Below are 14,661 nucleotides of genomic sequence, written 5' to 3'. Positions count from 1 at the left end.
CGGCCCGGGCATTGGGGGCAACCCGCGGTCGACGCGGTCCGGGTCGACGGCTCTCGGCACGGGTGCCGGCCGGTCCGGGGTACGCCGGGGTGCGGCGGGCAGCCAACCGGGCGTGACGGTCGGGGCGGCGCTGGGCGTGCCGAGTGGCGGGGGCGCCGGCTGGCTGGCCATCGGCAGCGGGATCACCACCGGCCCGACCGACGGGGTCGGGATGAACGGCGTGCTGCTGTCCGGCAGCGCGGTGCTGCCCGGGGTGGCCGAACCCGCGCTGATCGCGGCGAGAATCGGCATCGACGCGGTGCCGGCCAGCAGTGCGACGGTGAGCAGGTAGCCCCGGGGTGGCCCGCCGGCACCGGGGGCCCGGTGCACGCCGACCACCCGTCGGTAGCCTCCGGTCGACCGGTGCCGGCCGAGCGCGGGTGTGCCGGGACCGTCACCTGGCTCGTACACCGCACACCCCTTGTCGTCGACCTTGCAGCACGCGGATGGCCGTCGCCGACAGAACCCGGCAATTGACCCGATCGGCACGATCCAGCGGTAATTAGCCTCGCCCAGTCACCCTCCGTCAGCCAACCTCCACCGCGTGTCGACACGCGATGCTGACCGAACGGTGACGAATCATCGCCGGAACGCCCGGTGGACGCGGGACAGCACGATGGCGACAAAGAGCGACAAACGGTGGACGGTCGGAATGCGGGGCGGGCGTACTGTGGGCGCGCTCACCTGCTCTGCGAATATGGGACACGACGGCAACGCAGCCGTGACCTCCGTGCACCCTCGCGGCAGGCGCGGTTGTGTACCGGCGCTCCCGAACCGGATTCGGCCAGAATCCGGCTCACGCCGTGCGGCAACCCCCACCGGGGCTAGGCGCGGCCGCCAGGAACCGGTCCGGCAGCAGCCGGACAGGCGCACGAGTTGCGCGGCCGGGTGACCCCCCGGTGCAGACGCAGACACGACAGGGAGAGACCGATGGCAAAGGGCGACCCCGGGGGCACCACCCGCAGCAGGCGGGCAGCTCCCCGCTCCAAGAAGGGCGCGGCCGGCGACCCCGAGCTGGTGCAGCTGCTCACCCCCGAAGGCGAGCGGATCGACAGCGCCACCGGGCCCGACGGCACCGAGTACCGCGTCGACTTCACCGACGAGGAGTACCGCGGGCTCTACCGGGACCTGGTGCTGGTCCGCAAGCTGGACGCCGAGGCGACCGCGCTGCAGCGCCAGGGCGAGCTGGGCCTCTGGGCCAGCCTGCTCGGCCAGGAGGCCGCGCAGGTCGGCTCCGGGCGGGCGCTGCGGGCGCAGGACATGGCTTTCCCGACCTACCGGGAGCACGGCGTCCTCTACTGCCGGGGCATCGACCCGATCATGCCGCTGGGCCTGTTCCGCGGGGTCGACCAGGGCGGCTGGGACCCGAACGAGTTCAAGTTCAACATGTACACGATCGTCATCGGCGCGCAGACCCTGCACGCGACCGGGTACGCCATGGGCATCACCATGGACGGCAAGGTCGGCACCGACGACGGCGAGGCTGCGATCGCCTACTTCGGCGACGGGGCCACCAGCCAGGGCGACGTGAACGAGGCGTTCGTCTGGGCCAGCGTGTTCAACGCGCCGCTGGTCTTCTTCTGCCAGAACAACCAGTACGCGATCTCCGAGCCGCTGGAGCGGCAGACCCGCGTCCCGCTCTACCAGCGGGCCGCCGGCTTCGGCTTCCCCGGCGTACGGGTGGACGGCAACGACGTGCTGGCGTCGTACGCGGTCACCCGCACGGCGCTGGACAACGCCCGGCACGGGCAGGGCCCGAGCCTGATCGAGGCGTACACCTACCGGATGGGCGCGCACACCACCTCCGACGACCCGACCCGTTACCGGATCGCCAGCGAGGTCGAGTCGTGGCAGGCCAAGGACCCGATCATCCGGGTCAAGGCCTTCCTGGAGAAGCAGCAGATCGCCGACACGACCTTCTTCGCCGAGGTCGACGAGCAGGCCCGCCGCGAGTCGGTGCACCTGCGCGAGCGGGTGCTCAGCATGCCCAACCCGGAGCCGGTGACGATGTTCGACCACGTCTACCCCAACGGGTCGCCGCTGCTCGATCAGCAGCGTGCGCAGTTCAACCGTTACATGGAGTCGTTCGAGGGGAGCGCCCACTGATGGCCACGGAGACGCTCACCCTCGGCAAGGCCCTCAACACCGGCCTGCGCCGCGCCCTGGAGACCGACCCCAAGGTCATCATCATGGGCGAGGACGTCGGTAAGCTCGGCGGCGTCTTCCGGATCACCGACGGGCTTCAGAAGGACTTCGGCGACCAGCGGGTCATCGACACCCCGCTGGCCGAGTCCGGCATCATCGGCACCGCCGTCGGCCTGGCCATCCGTGGCTACCGGCCGGTCTGCGAGATCCAGTTCGACGGCTTCGTCTACCCCGCGTACGACCAGATCGTGTCGCAGGTGGCGAAGATGCACTACCGCTCGGGCGGCCGACTCAGCATCCCCATGGTCATTCGGATCCCGTTCGGCGGAGGCATCGGCGCCGTCGAACACCACTCCGAGTCGCCGGAGGCGTACTTCGCCCACACCGCCGGCCTCAAGGTCGTGACCTGCTCCAACCCGCAGGACGCGTACGTGATGATCCAGCAGGCCATCGCCTCGGACGACCCGATCGTCTTCCTGGAGCCCAAGCGGCGCTACTGGGAGAAGGGCCAGGTCGACCTGGACGCGCCGCTGTCCGACGCGTACCCCCTGCACTCGGCGCGGGTGGTGCGGCCCGGCACCGACGTGACCCTGCTGGCGTACGGGCCGATGGTGCGGACCTGCCTGGAGGCCGCGACGGCCGCCGCCGAGGACGGCCGGGAGCTGGAGGTCATCGACCTGCGCTCGCTGTCCCCGCTGGACCTCGCCGCCGCCTACGAGTCGGTGAAGCGCACCGGCCGGGCGGTCGTGGTGCACGAGGCGCCGTCCAACATCGGCCTCGGCGCGGAGTTGGCCGCACGGATCACCGAGGAGTGCTTCTACTCCCTGGAGTCGCCGGTGCTGCGGGTCACGGGCTTCGACACTCCCTACCCGGCCGCCCGGGTGGAGGAGGAGTACCTGCCGGACCTCGACCGGGTGCTCGACGCCGTCGACCGCACCTTCGGCTGGTGAGCGCCATGTCCCGGATCAAGACGTTCAACCTACCCGACCTGGGCGAGGGGCTGACCGAGGGCGAGATCCTGTCCTGGCTCGTCAAGGTCGGCGACACCATCGAGCTGAACCAGCCGATCGTCGAGGTCGAGACGGCCAAGGCGGCGGTGGAGATCCCGGCGAAGTGGGCCGGGCAGGTGCAGGCGATCCACCACCCGGAGGGCACCACGGTCGAGGTCGGTACGCCGATCATCGCGATCGACACCGACCCGGGCGCCGGCCCGCTGGACACCACGTCGTCGACCACGGCCACGCCCACCGCTGATCTGCCCACCCCGTCGGCTGCCTCACTGGCGGCCGTGGAGCTGGCCCCGGCCGAGGGCATGGTCGAGCCGGGCCTGATCGGCGGCGCCGCCCCGGGCGGGCGGACGGCGGTGCTGGTCGGCTACGGCCCGCGTACCACCGCCGCGAAGCGCCGCCCCCGCAAGGGTGCCGTCCCGGCGCAGGCCGAGGCGCCGGTCGCGCCGGCACCGGTCGCGCCGCAGCCGGCGGTCACGCCGGAGCCGGTCCGTAACGGGAACGGCGGTCCGGTGCCGGGCGGGCTCGTGTTGGCCAAGCCGCCGGTCCGCAAGCTCGCCAAGGACCTCGGCGTCGACCTGCGCACGCTGACCGGGTCGGGGCCGCTGGGCTCGATCACCCGGGAGGACGTACAGCAGGCCGCGAGTGGGTCCGTGGCGGCGGCCGAGCCGGTCGCGGTCACCTCGACCGCGACGAGCGCCGCGAGCCTCGGCGCGGACCGTGAGCAGCGCATCCCGGTCAAGGGAGTACGCAAGCTCACCGCCGAGAACATGTCCCGCTCGGCGTTCACCGCTCCGCACGTGACGGAGTTCCTGACCGTCGACGTGACCCGGGCGATGAAGGCACTGGATCGGCTGCGCGGCCGGCGGGAGTGGCGCGACGTCCGGGTTTCGCCGCTGCTGCTGGTGGCGAAGGCCGTGCTCCTGGCGGTCAAGCGGCACCCGATGGTCAACTCGACCTGGGCCGGCGACGAGATCGTGGTCAAGGAGTACGTCAACCTCGGCATCGCGGCGGCCACCGAGCGCGGCCTGATCGTGCCGAACGTCAAGGACGCCGGCCGGCTCTCGCTGCGGGAGCTGGCGGACGCGTTGAACGGCCTGGTGCAGACGGCGAAGTCCGGCCGCACGGCACCGGCGGACATGTCCGGCGGCACCCTGACCATCACCAACGTCGGGGTGTTCGGGGTGGACACCGGCACGCCGATCCTGCCGCCGGGCGAGTCGGCGATCCTGGCCTTCGGCGCCGTGCGGGAGCTGCCCTGGGTGCACAAGGGCAAGGTCAAGGCCCGTCAGGTCACCACGCTGGGGTTGAGCTTCGACCACCGGATCATCGACGGTGAGCTGGGTTCGAAGTTCCTGCGCGACATCGGTGACTTCCTCGCCGATCCCGAGGCGGCGCTGCTCGCCTGGACCTGATCGTCGCGATCACCAGCCACGGCCGGTGTGCCACGGGTTAACGCCCGGCACACCGGCCGTGTCCATTAGGCGACGGAACCTTCAGCCCGTACGCCTGTTGACCTTTGATTGTTAGGCAGGTGTCCCAGCTCACCTAACAATCGATGGAAGTTTGCCGGGTTCTGGGGTTGAATAGAGACACCAAGGGGCCGACAACCGAATAGCCAGGGGGACCCAGCAATGAGCATGATCGAGCGAATCCGCAACCACCGCGACGCCACCCGCCGCGCCCGTGCCATCGAGCACGCGCTGCGCTCCGCGAACTCGCCGGCGGTTCGCGAGGAACTCCTCGTCATCGCCCAGCGTCACATGAGCTGACGCTCCACAAACTTTCCTCATCTCCTCCAGATCGATGGCCCACCCGGCCCACCGGGTGGGCCATCGGCGTTTCGCCACCACGTGACACCGGGATTCCGCCCTTCCGCAACGCCCGGTACGGTGGGCTTCGGTCGCCGCCCGCCGCCCCCCACCGGCCGAGCTGATAGAAGCTGCTCGACACCACTCGGCAACACGGAGTGACGGGCGATGCTCCTTGGACACCCCGTGCGGCCACCCGATACGGTGCGGGGAGCCGGCACGCCGGTGACGCCGGCAGCCATGCCGAGGACACCGATCGGCACCGGCGGCCGACATGTGATGGAGGAGGCGCACCCATGACGTCCGAGGGCCCGCACCGTCCCGGCCAGGAGCCGGACGAGGTGTCACCGGGCGCCGGCGTACCGGCGCCGTACGGCGACCGCCCGGCGCAGCCGGACAACGGCTACAACGCCGCCGGCCCCGACCTGGGCTGGGCACCCCCGCCACCGGCGCAGCCGAACCAGGCCGCCCCGGCCTGGGCCAGCCAACCCGAGCAGCAGCCCAACCCCGCCTGGGGTGCCGCGCCGCAGCCGGCCGAGCCGGCACAGCCCGCCTGGGCCACCGGCGGTGGCGCGAGCGAGCCGCAGCAGCCTGGCGCCTGGGCCGGCAACAACGCCACCCCCGACAACCAGCAGCAGCCCGCCCCGTGGGCGACGTCGCAGCAGGGCTGGACGCCGCCCGAGCAGAACGCACCCAGCTGGGCCACCAGCCCCGCGGAGCAGCCGGACTGGGCGCAGGCCCAGCCGGCCAGCAGGGGTGCCGCTCAGGTCCCGCCGGCCACCGCCGCCTGGCCCGCCCAGGAGGACCCGTCCCGCTCCGGCGGCTGGGGCACCTCCGCGCAGGCCACCCCGCCCGCCGGTGACTGGCGCGGCGACGAGCCGCAGCAGCCCGAGACGGCACAGCCCGGCGGTTGGCCCGGGGGGACGGGCCAGCAGGACCAACCGGTGTGGACGCCGGCGGAGCAGTCGCCCCCGGCCTGGGGCCAGGCCGCCCAGCCGACCGAGCAGCCGGCCCCCGAGTGGGGCCAGGCCGAGCCGCCCGCAGCGCGGGGCGCGGCGCAGGTGTCGGCACCAGCGACGAACTGGCCGGGCCAGGACGACCCGGCCCGCTCCGGCGGTTGGGCCGCCCAGCAGCAGGCCCAGCCCGCCGGCTGGGGCGACGGTGCCAACGCGCAGCAGGACGAGGCCGTGCAGCCCGCCTCCTGGGGTGGCGCCGAGGGGCGTCCGCAGCAGCCGGACTGGGTGCTCGCACCGCAGGACCAGCCGGCGGGACGCCCGGCGGAGCAGGCCGGTGCGGGCTGGACCCCGACCGAGCAGCCCGGTCTGCCGGCCCGGGCCAGCGCCAGCGTGCCCGGCAACGACGGCACGCCCAACTGGGCCGCCACCCCGGACAATCCCGTGCCGCAGAGCGGTGCCGGTGAGATCCAGCCGTGGGCGCCCGGCGAGGTGTGGGGTCGTGCCGAGGCGGAAGCGTCCGCTCAGTCCCGCGGCGGCTGGGAGCCGGACCGGGGCGACGAGGCACCGGTCTACCAGCCCGCGCCCGCGCCGGGCATCTCGCCCGCCAACGCCGTACCGCTGCCGCCGCAGGAGCAGCGCGTGCCGGGTGCCAGCCTGGCCGCCGCCCCGCCGGCCGACTTCGTACCGCAGGCCCAGTACGCCCCGCTCCCCGAGCGGGAGACTCCCGACGCCGCCGCCCAGTACGAGGCGGAGCCGGCCGGTTGGGGTCGCGCGGGGGACCCGCCGGTGAGCGGTGCCGTGGTGCCCGCCCCGCGTACCTCACCCGAATCGGGAGCGGGCCGCGCGGTCGTACCGGTGCCGGAGGCCGAGCCGGCGGCCGGCGCGGTCGGCCGGGCCTCGGCGAGCGCCTCGGTGCCGCTGGCCAGCCGGGTGATGCCCCCGACCGACCAGGCGATGCGACCATCCGGCACGCCCACGCCCCAACCCCGGGTGTACGGCCGCCCCGCCGCGCCCGAACCGGCGGACGAGCCGCAGCAGGACGCCTTCCCGGCGGAGCCGGGTTCCGAGCGTCCGAGCGCACCGGACTGGCAGCAGGGCCCGGCCGTACCCGACTGGCAGAACGGCCCGGAGCGCCAGGGCGCGCCGGACTGGCAGCAGGGCCCGGACCGGCACAGCGGCCCGGGTTGGGGCGGCGAGTCCACGCCGGAGCCACGCTTCGACGACCGGGACCGGCCGTCGACGCCGAACGGGTTCGGTGAAGCCCCGTCCGCGCCGCCGGCGTTCCCACCCGGTGTGCCGTCCTTCGTCGACGCGCCGGGCAACAACCGACCGGTGAACGGGGTCCGGCCGCAGGCCGGAGCCGAGCGACCGGACGACCGGTTCGGTGGTTCCGCGGCACCGGCGGCCGGCGCCGCCACGGTGAACGGCGCGCCGAGCTTGGGCGGGCCGCCCTTCGGCGGTCCCGACACCGAGCCGGCACCGGGCGGTGGCTTCCCGCCGGCGTTCCCGCCGGCCAGCCAGCAGCCCGCGCCGTCCTGGGGTCAGGAGCCGGAGCAGGGTCGGTTCGACGCGTTCAAGCCGGACGCCGAGGAGCCGAAGGTGGAGGCGCCGACGCCGAAGGTGCGCAACGGTCGGGTGCTGGCCGCGGTGCTGATCGCCGCGGTACTCATCCTGGCGGTGCCGCTCGGCCTGCTGATGCTGCTCGGCAAGTTCGGTGGCGGCGACGAGAACCCGGCCTTCGACCCGGCGGTCGGCACCTGCGTGAAGAAGTCCGGTGAGGGCGCCTCGGCGGCCGACTGCGGCGAGGCGGGCGCGTTCACCATCGTCTCGAAGGTGGACGCCAAGGAGAAGTGCACCGACATCACGCAGCCGCACGTGGTGCTGCCCGGTGACGGCACCAACCGGGTGCTCTGCCTCAAGCCGGCCACCCCGTAGACACCTGCGAAGGCGGGGCCACGGACGTCCGTGGCCCCGCCTTCGTCGTGACCCCGTCCCGTGATCGGTGGCGGCTCAGCGACTCGACACGCCGAGCGTCGCGCTGCTGAACTGCCGACGATCACCCTGGCTCGGGGGCGCTGTCGTCCGGGTCACGGCGGACGGGCCGGTGCGGCGTGGCAGGCTGGCAGGCATGGGAACGACAGCGCGTGTACGTGCACCAAAAGAGCTGCGCGGCCGGGGATGGCTCAACACAGGCGGCCAGGACCTGACCTTGCAGGATCTTCGAGGTCGTTGCGTCATCTTAGATTTCTGGACCTTCTGCTGTATCAACTGCCTGCACGTGCTCGACGAGCTGCGCCCGCTGGAGGAGAAGTACGGTGACGTGCTCGTCGTGATCGGCGTGCACTCGCCGAAGTTCGAGCACGAGAAGGACGCCGACGCGCTGGCCGCCGCCGTCGAGCGGTACGGGGTGCACCACCCCGTGCTCGACGATCCCGAGATGGACATGTGGCAGCAGTACGCGGCCCGCGCCTGGCCGACCCTGTCGGTGATCGACCCCGAGGGTTACGTGGTGGCCACGATGGCCGGCGAGGGCCACGCCGAGGGGCTGGCCCGCCTCATCGACGAGCTGATCGCCACCCACGAGGCCAAGGGCACCCTGCACCGGGGCGACGGCCCCTACGTTCCGCCGCCCGCGCCGGAGACCACGCTGCGGTTCCCGGGCAAGGCGGTGGTGCTGCCGGACGGCAACCTGCTGGTCTCCGACTCGGCGCGGCACTCGCTGGTCGAGGTGGCGCCGGACGGCGAGTCGCTGGTGCGCCGGATCGGCTCGGGCGAGCGGGGCCGTGCCGACGGGCCGGCCGCGGCGGCGACCTTCTCCGAGCCGCAGGGCCTCTGCCTGCTGCCCACGCACGTCGCCGAGGTGGCCGGTTACGACCTGGTCGTCGCCGACACCGTCAACCACCTGCTGCGCGGCGTACGCCTGGAGTCCGGCGAGGTGGTGACCGTGGCCGGCAGCGGTCGGCAGTGGCGCGCCTCGGTCGACGACCATGCGCACGACGCGCTGGCCGTGGACCTGTCGTCGCCGTGGGACCTGGCCTGGTACGACGACAAGCTGATCATCGCGATGGCGGGTATCCACCAGCTGTGGTGGTTCGACCCGATCAAGCGGACCGCCGGCATGTACGCCGGCACGACGGTCGAGGCGCTGCGCGACGGCCCGCTGGCCGAGGCGTGGATGGCGCAGCCGTCGGGGCTGTCCGTCTCCGCTGACGGCGTTCGGCTCTGGATCGCCGACAGCGAGACCAGCGCCGTCCGGTACGTGGAGAACGGGGTGCTGGGCACCGCCGTCGGGCAGGGCCTGTTCGACTTCGGTCACGTGGACGGGCCGGCGGAGTCGGCGCTGCTCCAGCATCCGTTGGGGGTGTGCGCGCTGCCGGACGGTTCGGTGCTGATCGCGGACACGTACAACGGTGCGGTGCGTCGCTTCGACCCGGCCACCGGCCAGGTGTCCACGGTCGCCGACGGGCTGGCCGAGCCGAGCGACCTGGTGCTCACCGGTGACGGTGAGGTGCTGGTGGTGGAGTCCGCCGCGCACCGGTTGACCCGACTGGCTCCGGGTGCCCTGTCGGCGGCGGGCGCCAGCACGGTGGACGGCCCCCGGCACCGCACCGAGCGCAAGCCGACCGATGTGGCGGCCGGCGAGGTGACCCTGGACATCGTCTTTACGCCCGCGCCGGGGCAGAAGCTGGACGAGTCGTTCGGGCCGTCGACCCGGCTGGTGGTGTCGGCGTCCCCGCCGGAGCTGCTGGTGGAGGGTGCCGGCACGGGCACCGAGCTGTCCCGCCGGCTGGTGCTCAACGGCGACGTCACGGGCGGTGTGCTTCAGGTGACCGCGCAGGCGGCGACCTGCGACGCGGACGTCGAACACGCGGCCTGCCACCTGACCCGCCAGGACTGGGGCGTACCGGTCCGGGTGGTCGACGCCGGCGCGGCGCGGCTTCCGCTGGTGCTGCGGGGTCTCGACGCGTAGCGCTCAGGCGAACGGGGCGAGGGTGACGCCGGCGTCGATCAGGCTGGCGCGCACGAGTTCCGTGGCGGAGACCGCCCCGGGTGTGTCGCCGTGTACGCAGATCGACTGCACCGGGCAGGGGATGACGGTCCCGTCCGTCGCCACGACGACCCGTTCGGTGGCCATCCGCACGGCGCGGGTGGCCACCTCCTCCGGGTCGGTGATCAGTGCGCCTGGCTGGTTACGGGGCACCAGCGACCCGTTGGGCAGGTAGCCACGGTCGGCGAAGGCCTCGGCGACCACGGGCAGGCCGGCGCCGACGGCGAGCTGGGCGAGGGTCGAACCGGGCATGCAGAGCACCGGCATCTCGGGGTCGTGGCCGCAGACGGCGGCGACGACGGCGGCCGCCTGGGACTCGTCGGTGGCCGCCGCGTGGTAGAGCGCCCCGTGCGGCTTGAGGTAGCGGACGCGGGTGCGGAACAGCTGGCAGAACGCGTCGAGGGCCCCCAACTGGTAGGTCACCTCGTCGCGTAGCTCGCTGAAGTCGTACGCGATGCGCCGCCGGCCGAAGCCGGCCAGGTCCCGGTAGCCGACCTGCGCGCCCACCGCGACCCCGCGTTGCGCCGCGCCCTCGCAGACCCGCCGCATGGTGGACGGGTCGCCGCCGTGGAAGCCGCAGGCGACGTTCGCGGAGGTGACCAGGTCCAGCAGTGCCTCGTCGTCGCCGAGTCGCCAGATGCCGAATCCCTCGCCCAGGTCAGCGTTGAGGTCCATGGAATCTGACGGTAGTACCTGGCCGGGCCTGCGCGAGCGGGGTCACGTCGGTGACCACCCCGACGACGGGGTATCCGCCGGTGGTCGGGTGGTCGGCCAGGAAGATCAGGGGTTGTCCGTCCGCCGGCACCTGCACCGCGCCGAGCACGATGGCCTCGCTGGGCAGTTCGCCGGCGACCGCGCGGGGCAGCGGCGCGCCGGCGAGTCGCGCGCCGACCCGGTTGCTCACCGGGCTCACGGTGTACGGGGTGCCGAGCAGCCGGTCGAGCGCGGTCGGGGTGAACCAGTCGTGCCGGGGGCCGAGGCGCACGCTCAGGTGCAGCTCCGGCGGTGGTGCGGTGCCGACGGTCAGGTCCACCGGCGCGGGCTCGCCGGCCGGCCGGCCGAGCGGCAGCCGGTCGCCGTCGCGCAGCGGGGGCGGCCCGAGCCCGGAGAGAGTGTCGGTGGAGCGGCTGCCGAGCACCGGTGGCACGTCGATTCCGCCTGCCACGGCCAACCAGCTCCGTACGCCCCGGCGGGCCGGGCCGATCCGCAGCACCGCGCCGGCCGGCACGCTGAGCGGGCGGCCGGTGTCGCCGGGCCGGTCGCCGACATGGACCGTCACCTCGGCGCCGGTGACCGCGACCGTGGTGGCCCGGGTCAGCCGCAGCGCGCAGCCGGTCAGAGTGATCTCCAGCCCGGCGGCCTGCTCGGGGTTGCCGACGAGCCGGTTGGCGAGCCGCAGGGCGGTCGGGTCGAGGGCACCGGACCGGGGTACGCCGAGGTGCGCCCAGCCGGGCCGGCCCAGGTCCTGCACGGTGGTGAGCGCGCCGGCGCGGAGCATCTCGACCGCGCCGGTCACCTGATCTCCATCCGCACCTCGGTGCCCGGCCCGAGCAGGGCGGGCGGCTCCCTGTGCACGTCGAAGAGGACCAGGTCGGTCCGGCCAACCAGCAGCCAGCCGCCGGGTGACGGACCCGGGTAGATGCCGGCGTACGGGCCGGCCAGGGCGACCGATCCGGCCGGTACGCGGGCGCGGGGTGTGGCCAGTCGGGGCAGCGCCAGCTCGGCGGGCAGCCCGGTCAGGTAGGGGAACCCGGGGGCGAAGCCGCAGAAGGCGACCCGGAACCGGGTGCCGGTCAGCCGGCGCAGTACCGCCGGCACGTCTACTCCCCAGTGGTCGGCCACGGCCGGCAGGTCCGGCCCGTCGAAGTCGACCGGAACGACGACCTCCGTACGGGCCGCAAGGGTGGCCTCGGCGGCGCGGGCCGCGTGGATGACCGTTGGTGCCCAGCGGGACAACTGCTTCGCCGTGGCGGCCGGGTCCGTCAGACCGTCGAGCAGGACGGTGCTGGCCGCCGGCACGATCTCGACGACGGCCAGGTCACCCTGGTCGCGGCGGCGCCACAGCTCGGCCCGCCACGCCTCGACCAGCTCGGCCTCGGGCAGGTCGGCCTCGGGCGCGTCGGCGGGGGCGGTGCAGTCGAGCAGGAGGGCGTGCGCCCCGACGGGTCGGATCCGCATCGGCTCATCTTCGCCGATGGCCCGCCGGTACGGTGTTCACGGCGACGGTGCCAAGCGTCACCGAGGCAACTACTTGCAGGTAACCTACGGTGCCGTAACCTGATGGCGTGACCACCTCCGCCCCGCTTCGCCTGAAGCCGGTCGACATCGGTAAGCCCCGGATGCGCGGCTGGCTGCACACGTACGCCTTCTTCGTCGCCTTGGTCTCCGGCATCGTGCTCTGCTCGATCGCCGCCACCAGGCCGGGATGGGCACCGCTGGTCAGTTGCGTCGTCTACAGCCTGACGGTGTGTGGACTCTTCGGCACCAGCGCCCTGTACCACCGTCGCGTGTGGTCGGAGCGTGGCTACCAGGTGATGCGCCGGATGGACCACTCGATGATCTTCGTGTTCATCGCCGGCACGTACACCCCGCTCTGCGCCATGCTGCTCACGACCCGGCAGGCCACCATCATGCTGGCCCTGGTCTGGGGTGGGGCGCTGGCCGGCGTGGCGCTCAAGGTGGTCTGGCCGCACGCGCCGCGCTGGGTCTCCGCGCCGCTCTACCTGGCGCTCGGCTGGGTGGCGGTGGCCATGCTGCCGGAGATCCTGCACGGCGGCGGCGTCACGGCGCTGGTCCTGCTGATCGTCGGCGGGGCGATCTACAGCGTCGGCGCGGTGTTCTACGCCCTGCGCCGACCCAACCCGTGGCCGACCGTCTTCGGCCACCACGAGTTCTTCCACGCGTGCACCCTGCTGGCCGCGCTCTGCCACCACATCGCGATCTACTTCGCGCTGTTCGCCTGAGCCGAGCTTCGCGCGGCCCGTAGCGGCTGCATGATCGGGCCAGCCGCCCGGCGGCGAGGTCGGGGGGCGGGCCGCAGGGGGCGACACATGCGAGCCGGGGCCCCGCGACGCTGCGGGACCCCGGAGTGTGCGAGCGACGGTCAGACCGGACGGCCCGGCCGACGCACCTCGCGGTACTCCCGCATGACCTGGTCGTCCTGGACCGGCACCACCCGGTCGGCCACGACGCGCTCCTCACGGACCGGCGCGGCGACCACGGTGCGGCGGCGGCTGTTCCAGAAGTACAGGGTGGTGATCAGGCCGGCGACCCCGGCCAGCATCAGCACCCAGCCGACCACGGCCAGGTCCAGCCAACCCAGGTCGGCCTCCACGGCGAATGCGAAGATCGCGCCCAATGCGATCAGGAAGATGCTGCCACCAATGCCCATGTCTCGCTCCTCGGCTCTAACCTGGCGTACGTCCCGCCGCGGCCGTCGGTAGGGGTGCGGCATCCATCGACTTACCCAGGCACGGAGATCACCAATCGGGCAAGCTGGGGGCATGACGGACGCCCATCCCGAGACACGGACACTTGTGCTGCTCCGGCACGCGAAGGCCGAGCAGGGCAGCGACGCTGCGGACGACGCCAACCGCTCGCTGAGCGCGCGGGGGGACGCCGACGCGGCAGCGGCCGGCGCGTGGCTGGCCCACCACGGGCTGCTGCCCGACGTGGTGATCTGCTCGACCGCCAGGCGCACCCGGCAGACCTGGCACGGGGTGGCGATGGGGATGACCGGTTCGCCGCCGGAGGGCGGGCCGACCGGTCCAAGCCCGACGGTCCGCTACGAACCGGGTGCGTACGACGCCCACCCCGAGGAGTTGCTGGCGCTGGTCCGCACCGTCGACCCGGCGGCCCGTACGGCGCTGCTGATCGCCCACAATCCGGGCATCTCCCTGCTGTCGGCGTATCTCGACCCGGAGGGTACGGACGAGGAGGGTCTGCGGACCGCGGAGGTGGCGGTGCACACCGGCACTGTCGGCTGGGCGGAGTTCGGCCCCGGAGCGTCGCTCACCGCGCGGCACACCGCACGCGGCTGAGCCACCCGTCGACGATCGGCGGGTGGCTCAACGGTGGGCTGCTCAGGAGGGTGGCGCGGTGGGCGGCGGCGGGTCGGGCGGCGGCGGCATCATCGCCGTCGGATGGGAGAGCCGGTTCTCCTCGACGATGAGGGTCCGGGCCCGCTTGCGCCGGTCCTGCCAGAACCAGACGGTGGTCAGCAGGACGGCCAGCCCGGCCAGAATGAACACCCAGCCGACCGCCCGCACGTCGATCCACCAGACGTTGGCTCTCAGCGCGAAGGTCAGGATCGCGCCGATCGCGATGAGAAAGATTCCGCTACCTACACCCATGTGCGCTGCACTCCCCCGTGCGGTGGCTCTGGGCGTTCCCTTTCGTGGTCACGCGACGGTTACCCGCCACGGGGCCGGCATACCCGACCGGGCACGGCCAATGCCGGGACGACCAGCCGTCGGTCTGCTATCCCGACATTCGGCGTTGCGGGGCGACCTCGCCGCACGAGTCAAGGTGACGACCCGCAACCGAGCGAGTCGGCGGCCATCCTGCTCTCTCTTGTTGGACGGGGGCTCCCGGGCCGGACAAGCGCCGCGGCGCGCACCGCCGCGGCTCGTCGCCGGGCAGGGCCGGGCTGGGCC

Annotated in this window: 13 protein-coding genes and 1 pseudogene; 8 read left to right on the top strand and 6 right to left on the bottom strand. The window is 73.3% G+C overall.

The window, feature by feature from the left end; genetic code table 11:
• Window positions 1-450, bottom strand: a pseudogene (locus F8271_RS32575) (hypothetical protein); the annotation flags it as partial.
• A gap of 519 nt (window positions 451-969) precedes the next feature.
• On the opposite strand from F8271_RS32575, the gene pdhA reads away from it, so the two are divergent.
• The 6 genes from pdhA (at window position 970) to F8271_RS24130 (ending at window position 9,928) form a co-directional block, all read left to right on the top strand.
• Complete coding sequence (gene pdhA / locus F8271_RS24150) at window positions 970-2,145, top strand: pyruvate dehydrogenase (acetyl-transferring) E1 component subunit alpha (protein ID WP_151492116.1); 1,176 nt, start codon at window positions 970-972, stop codon at window positions 2,143-2,145.
• Window positions 2,145-3,134: an alpha-ketoacid dehydrogenase subunit beta gene (locus tag F8271_RS24145; RefSeq protein ID WP_151492115.1), complete on the top strand. Its 990-nt coding sequence runs from the start codon at window positions 2,145-2,147 to the stop codon at window positions 3,132-3,134. Before pdhA ends, F8271_RS24145 begins: the two co-directional genes overlap by 1 nt.
• 5 nt (window positions 3,135-3,139) lie before the next feature.
• On the top strand, window positions 3,140-4,606 hold the full coding sequence (locus tag F8271_RS24140; RefSeq protein WP_151492118.1) for a dihydrolipoamide acetyltransferase family protein: 1,467 nt from the start codon (window positions 3,140-3,142) through the stop codon (window positions 4,604-4,606).
• A gap of 219 nt (window positions 4,607-4,825) precedes the next feature.
• Window positions 4,826-4,963, top strand: a complete 138-nt coding sequence (locus F8271_RS32570) for a hypothetical protein (RefSeq protein WP_167454674.1) — start codon at window positions 4,826-4,828, stop codon at window positions 4,961-4,963.
• 335 nt (window positions 4,964-5,298) lie between these two features.
• Window positions 5,299-7,893: a hypothetical protein gene (locus F8271_RS24135; RefSeq protein WP_151492114.1), complete on the top strand. Its 2,595-nt coding sequence runs from the start codon at window positions 5,299-5,301 to the stop codon at window positions 7,891-7,893.
• A 193-nt stretch (window positions 7,894-8,086) separates the two neighbouring features.
• Complete coding sequence (locus F8271_RS24130) at window positions 8,087-9,928, top strand: NHL domain-containing thioredoxin family protein (RefSeq protein ID WP_151492113.1); 1,842 nt, start codon at window positions 8,087-8,089, stop codon at window positions 9,926-9,928.
• A 3-nt stretch (window positions 9,929-9,931) separates the two neighbouring features.
• On the opposite strand, the gene F8271_RS24125 is transcribed toward F8271_RS24130, so the two are convergent.
• From F8271_RS24125 to F8271_RS24115, 3 genes are read right to left on the bottom strand one after another with little or no spacing between them, the layout of a single operon-like run.
• Window positions 9,932-10,681, bottom strand: coding sequence for a LamB/YcsF family protein (locus tag F8271_RS24125; protein ID WP_151492112.1), 750 nt, complete (start codon window positions 10,679-10,681; stop codon window positions 9,932-9,934).
• A complete protein-coding gene (locus tag F8271_RS24120) occupies window positions 10,665-11,504 on the bottom strand; it encodes a biotin-dependent carboxyltransferase family protein (protein ID WP_151492117.1) in 840 nt (279 codons plus the stop codon). Before F8271_RS24120 ends, F8271_RS24125 begins: the two co-directional genes overlap by 17 nt.
• A gap of 14 nt (window positions 11,505-11,518) precedes the next feature.
• On the bottom strand, window positions 11,519-12,184 hold the full coding sequence (locus F8271_RS24115) for an allophanate hydrolase subunit 1 (protein WP_151492111.1): 666 nt from the start codon (window positions 12,182-12,184) through the stop codon (window positions 11,519-11,521).
• Window positions 12,185-12,291: 107 nt separating this feature from the next.
• Between F8271_RS24115 and F8271_RS24110 the strand changes: the two genes are divergently transcribed.
• Window positions 12,292-12,969 carry a hemolysin III family protein gene (locus F8271_RS24110; RefSeq protein WP_151492110.1) on the top strand — a complete coding sequence of 226 codons (678 nt, stop codon included), beginning with the start codon at window positions 12,292-12,294 and terminating at the stop codon, window positions 12,967-12,969.
• Between the two features lie 140 nt (window positions 12,970-13,109).
• Here the strand turns inward: F8271_RS24110 and F8271_RS24105 are convergent, their stop codons facing one another.
• Window positions 13,110-13,397 (bottom strand): DUF6458 family protein, encoded by a 288-nt coding sequence (locus F8271_RS24105; RefSeq protein WP_151492109.1) that lies wholly within the window; start codon window positions 13,395-13,397, stop codon window positions 13,110-13,112.
• Window positions 13,398-13,509: 112 nt separating this feature from the next.
• On the opposite strand from F8271_RS24105, the gene F8271_RS24100 reads away from it, so the two are divergent.
• Complete coding sequence (locus F8271_RS24100) at window positions 13,510-14,046, top strand: histidine phosphatase family protein (RefSeq protein WP_151492108.1); 537 nt, start codon at window positions 13,510-13,512, stop codon at window positions 14,044-14,046.
• 42 nt (window positions 14,047-14,088) lie between these two features.
• On the opposite strand, the gene F8271_RS24095 is transcribed toward F8271_RS24100, so the two are convergent.
• On the bottom strand, window positions 14,089-14,358 hold the full coding sequence (locus F8271_RS24095; RefSeq protein ID WP_030487564.1) for a DUF6458 family protein: 270 nt from the start codon (window positions 14,356-14,358) through the stop codon (window positions 14,089-14,091).
• Window positions 14,359-14,661: the final 303 nt, after the last annotated feature.

Source organism: Micromonospora sp. ALFpr18c (assembly GCF_008868155.1).
GTDB lineage: Bacteria > Actinomycetota > Actinomycetes > Mycobacteriales > Micromonosporaceae > Micromonospora.
The sequence above is the reverse complement of the archived record's forward strand: the minus strand, read 5'-3'. Positions and strand labels throughout refer to the sequence as shown.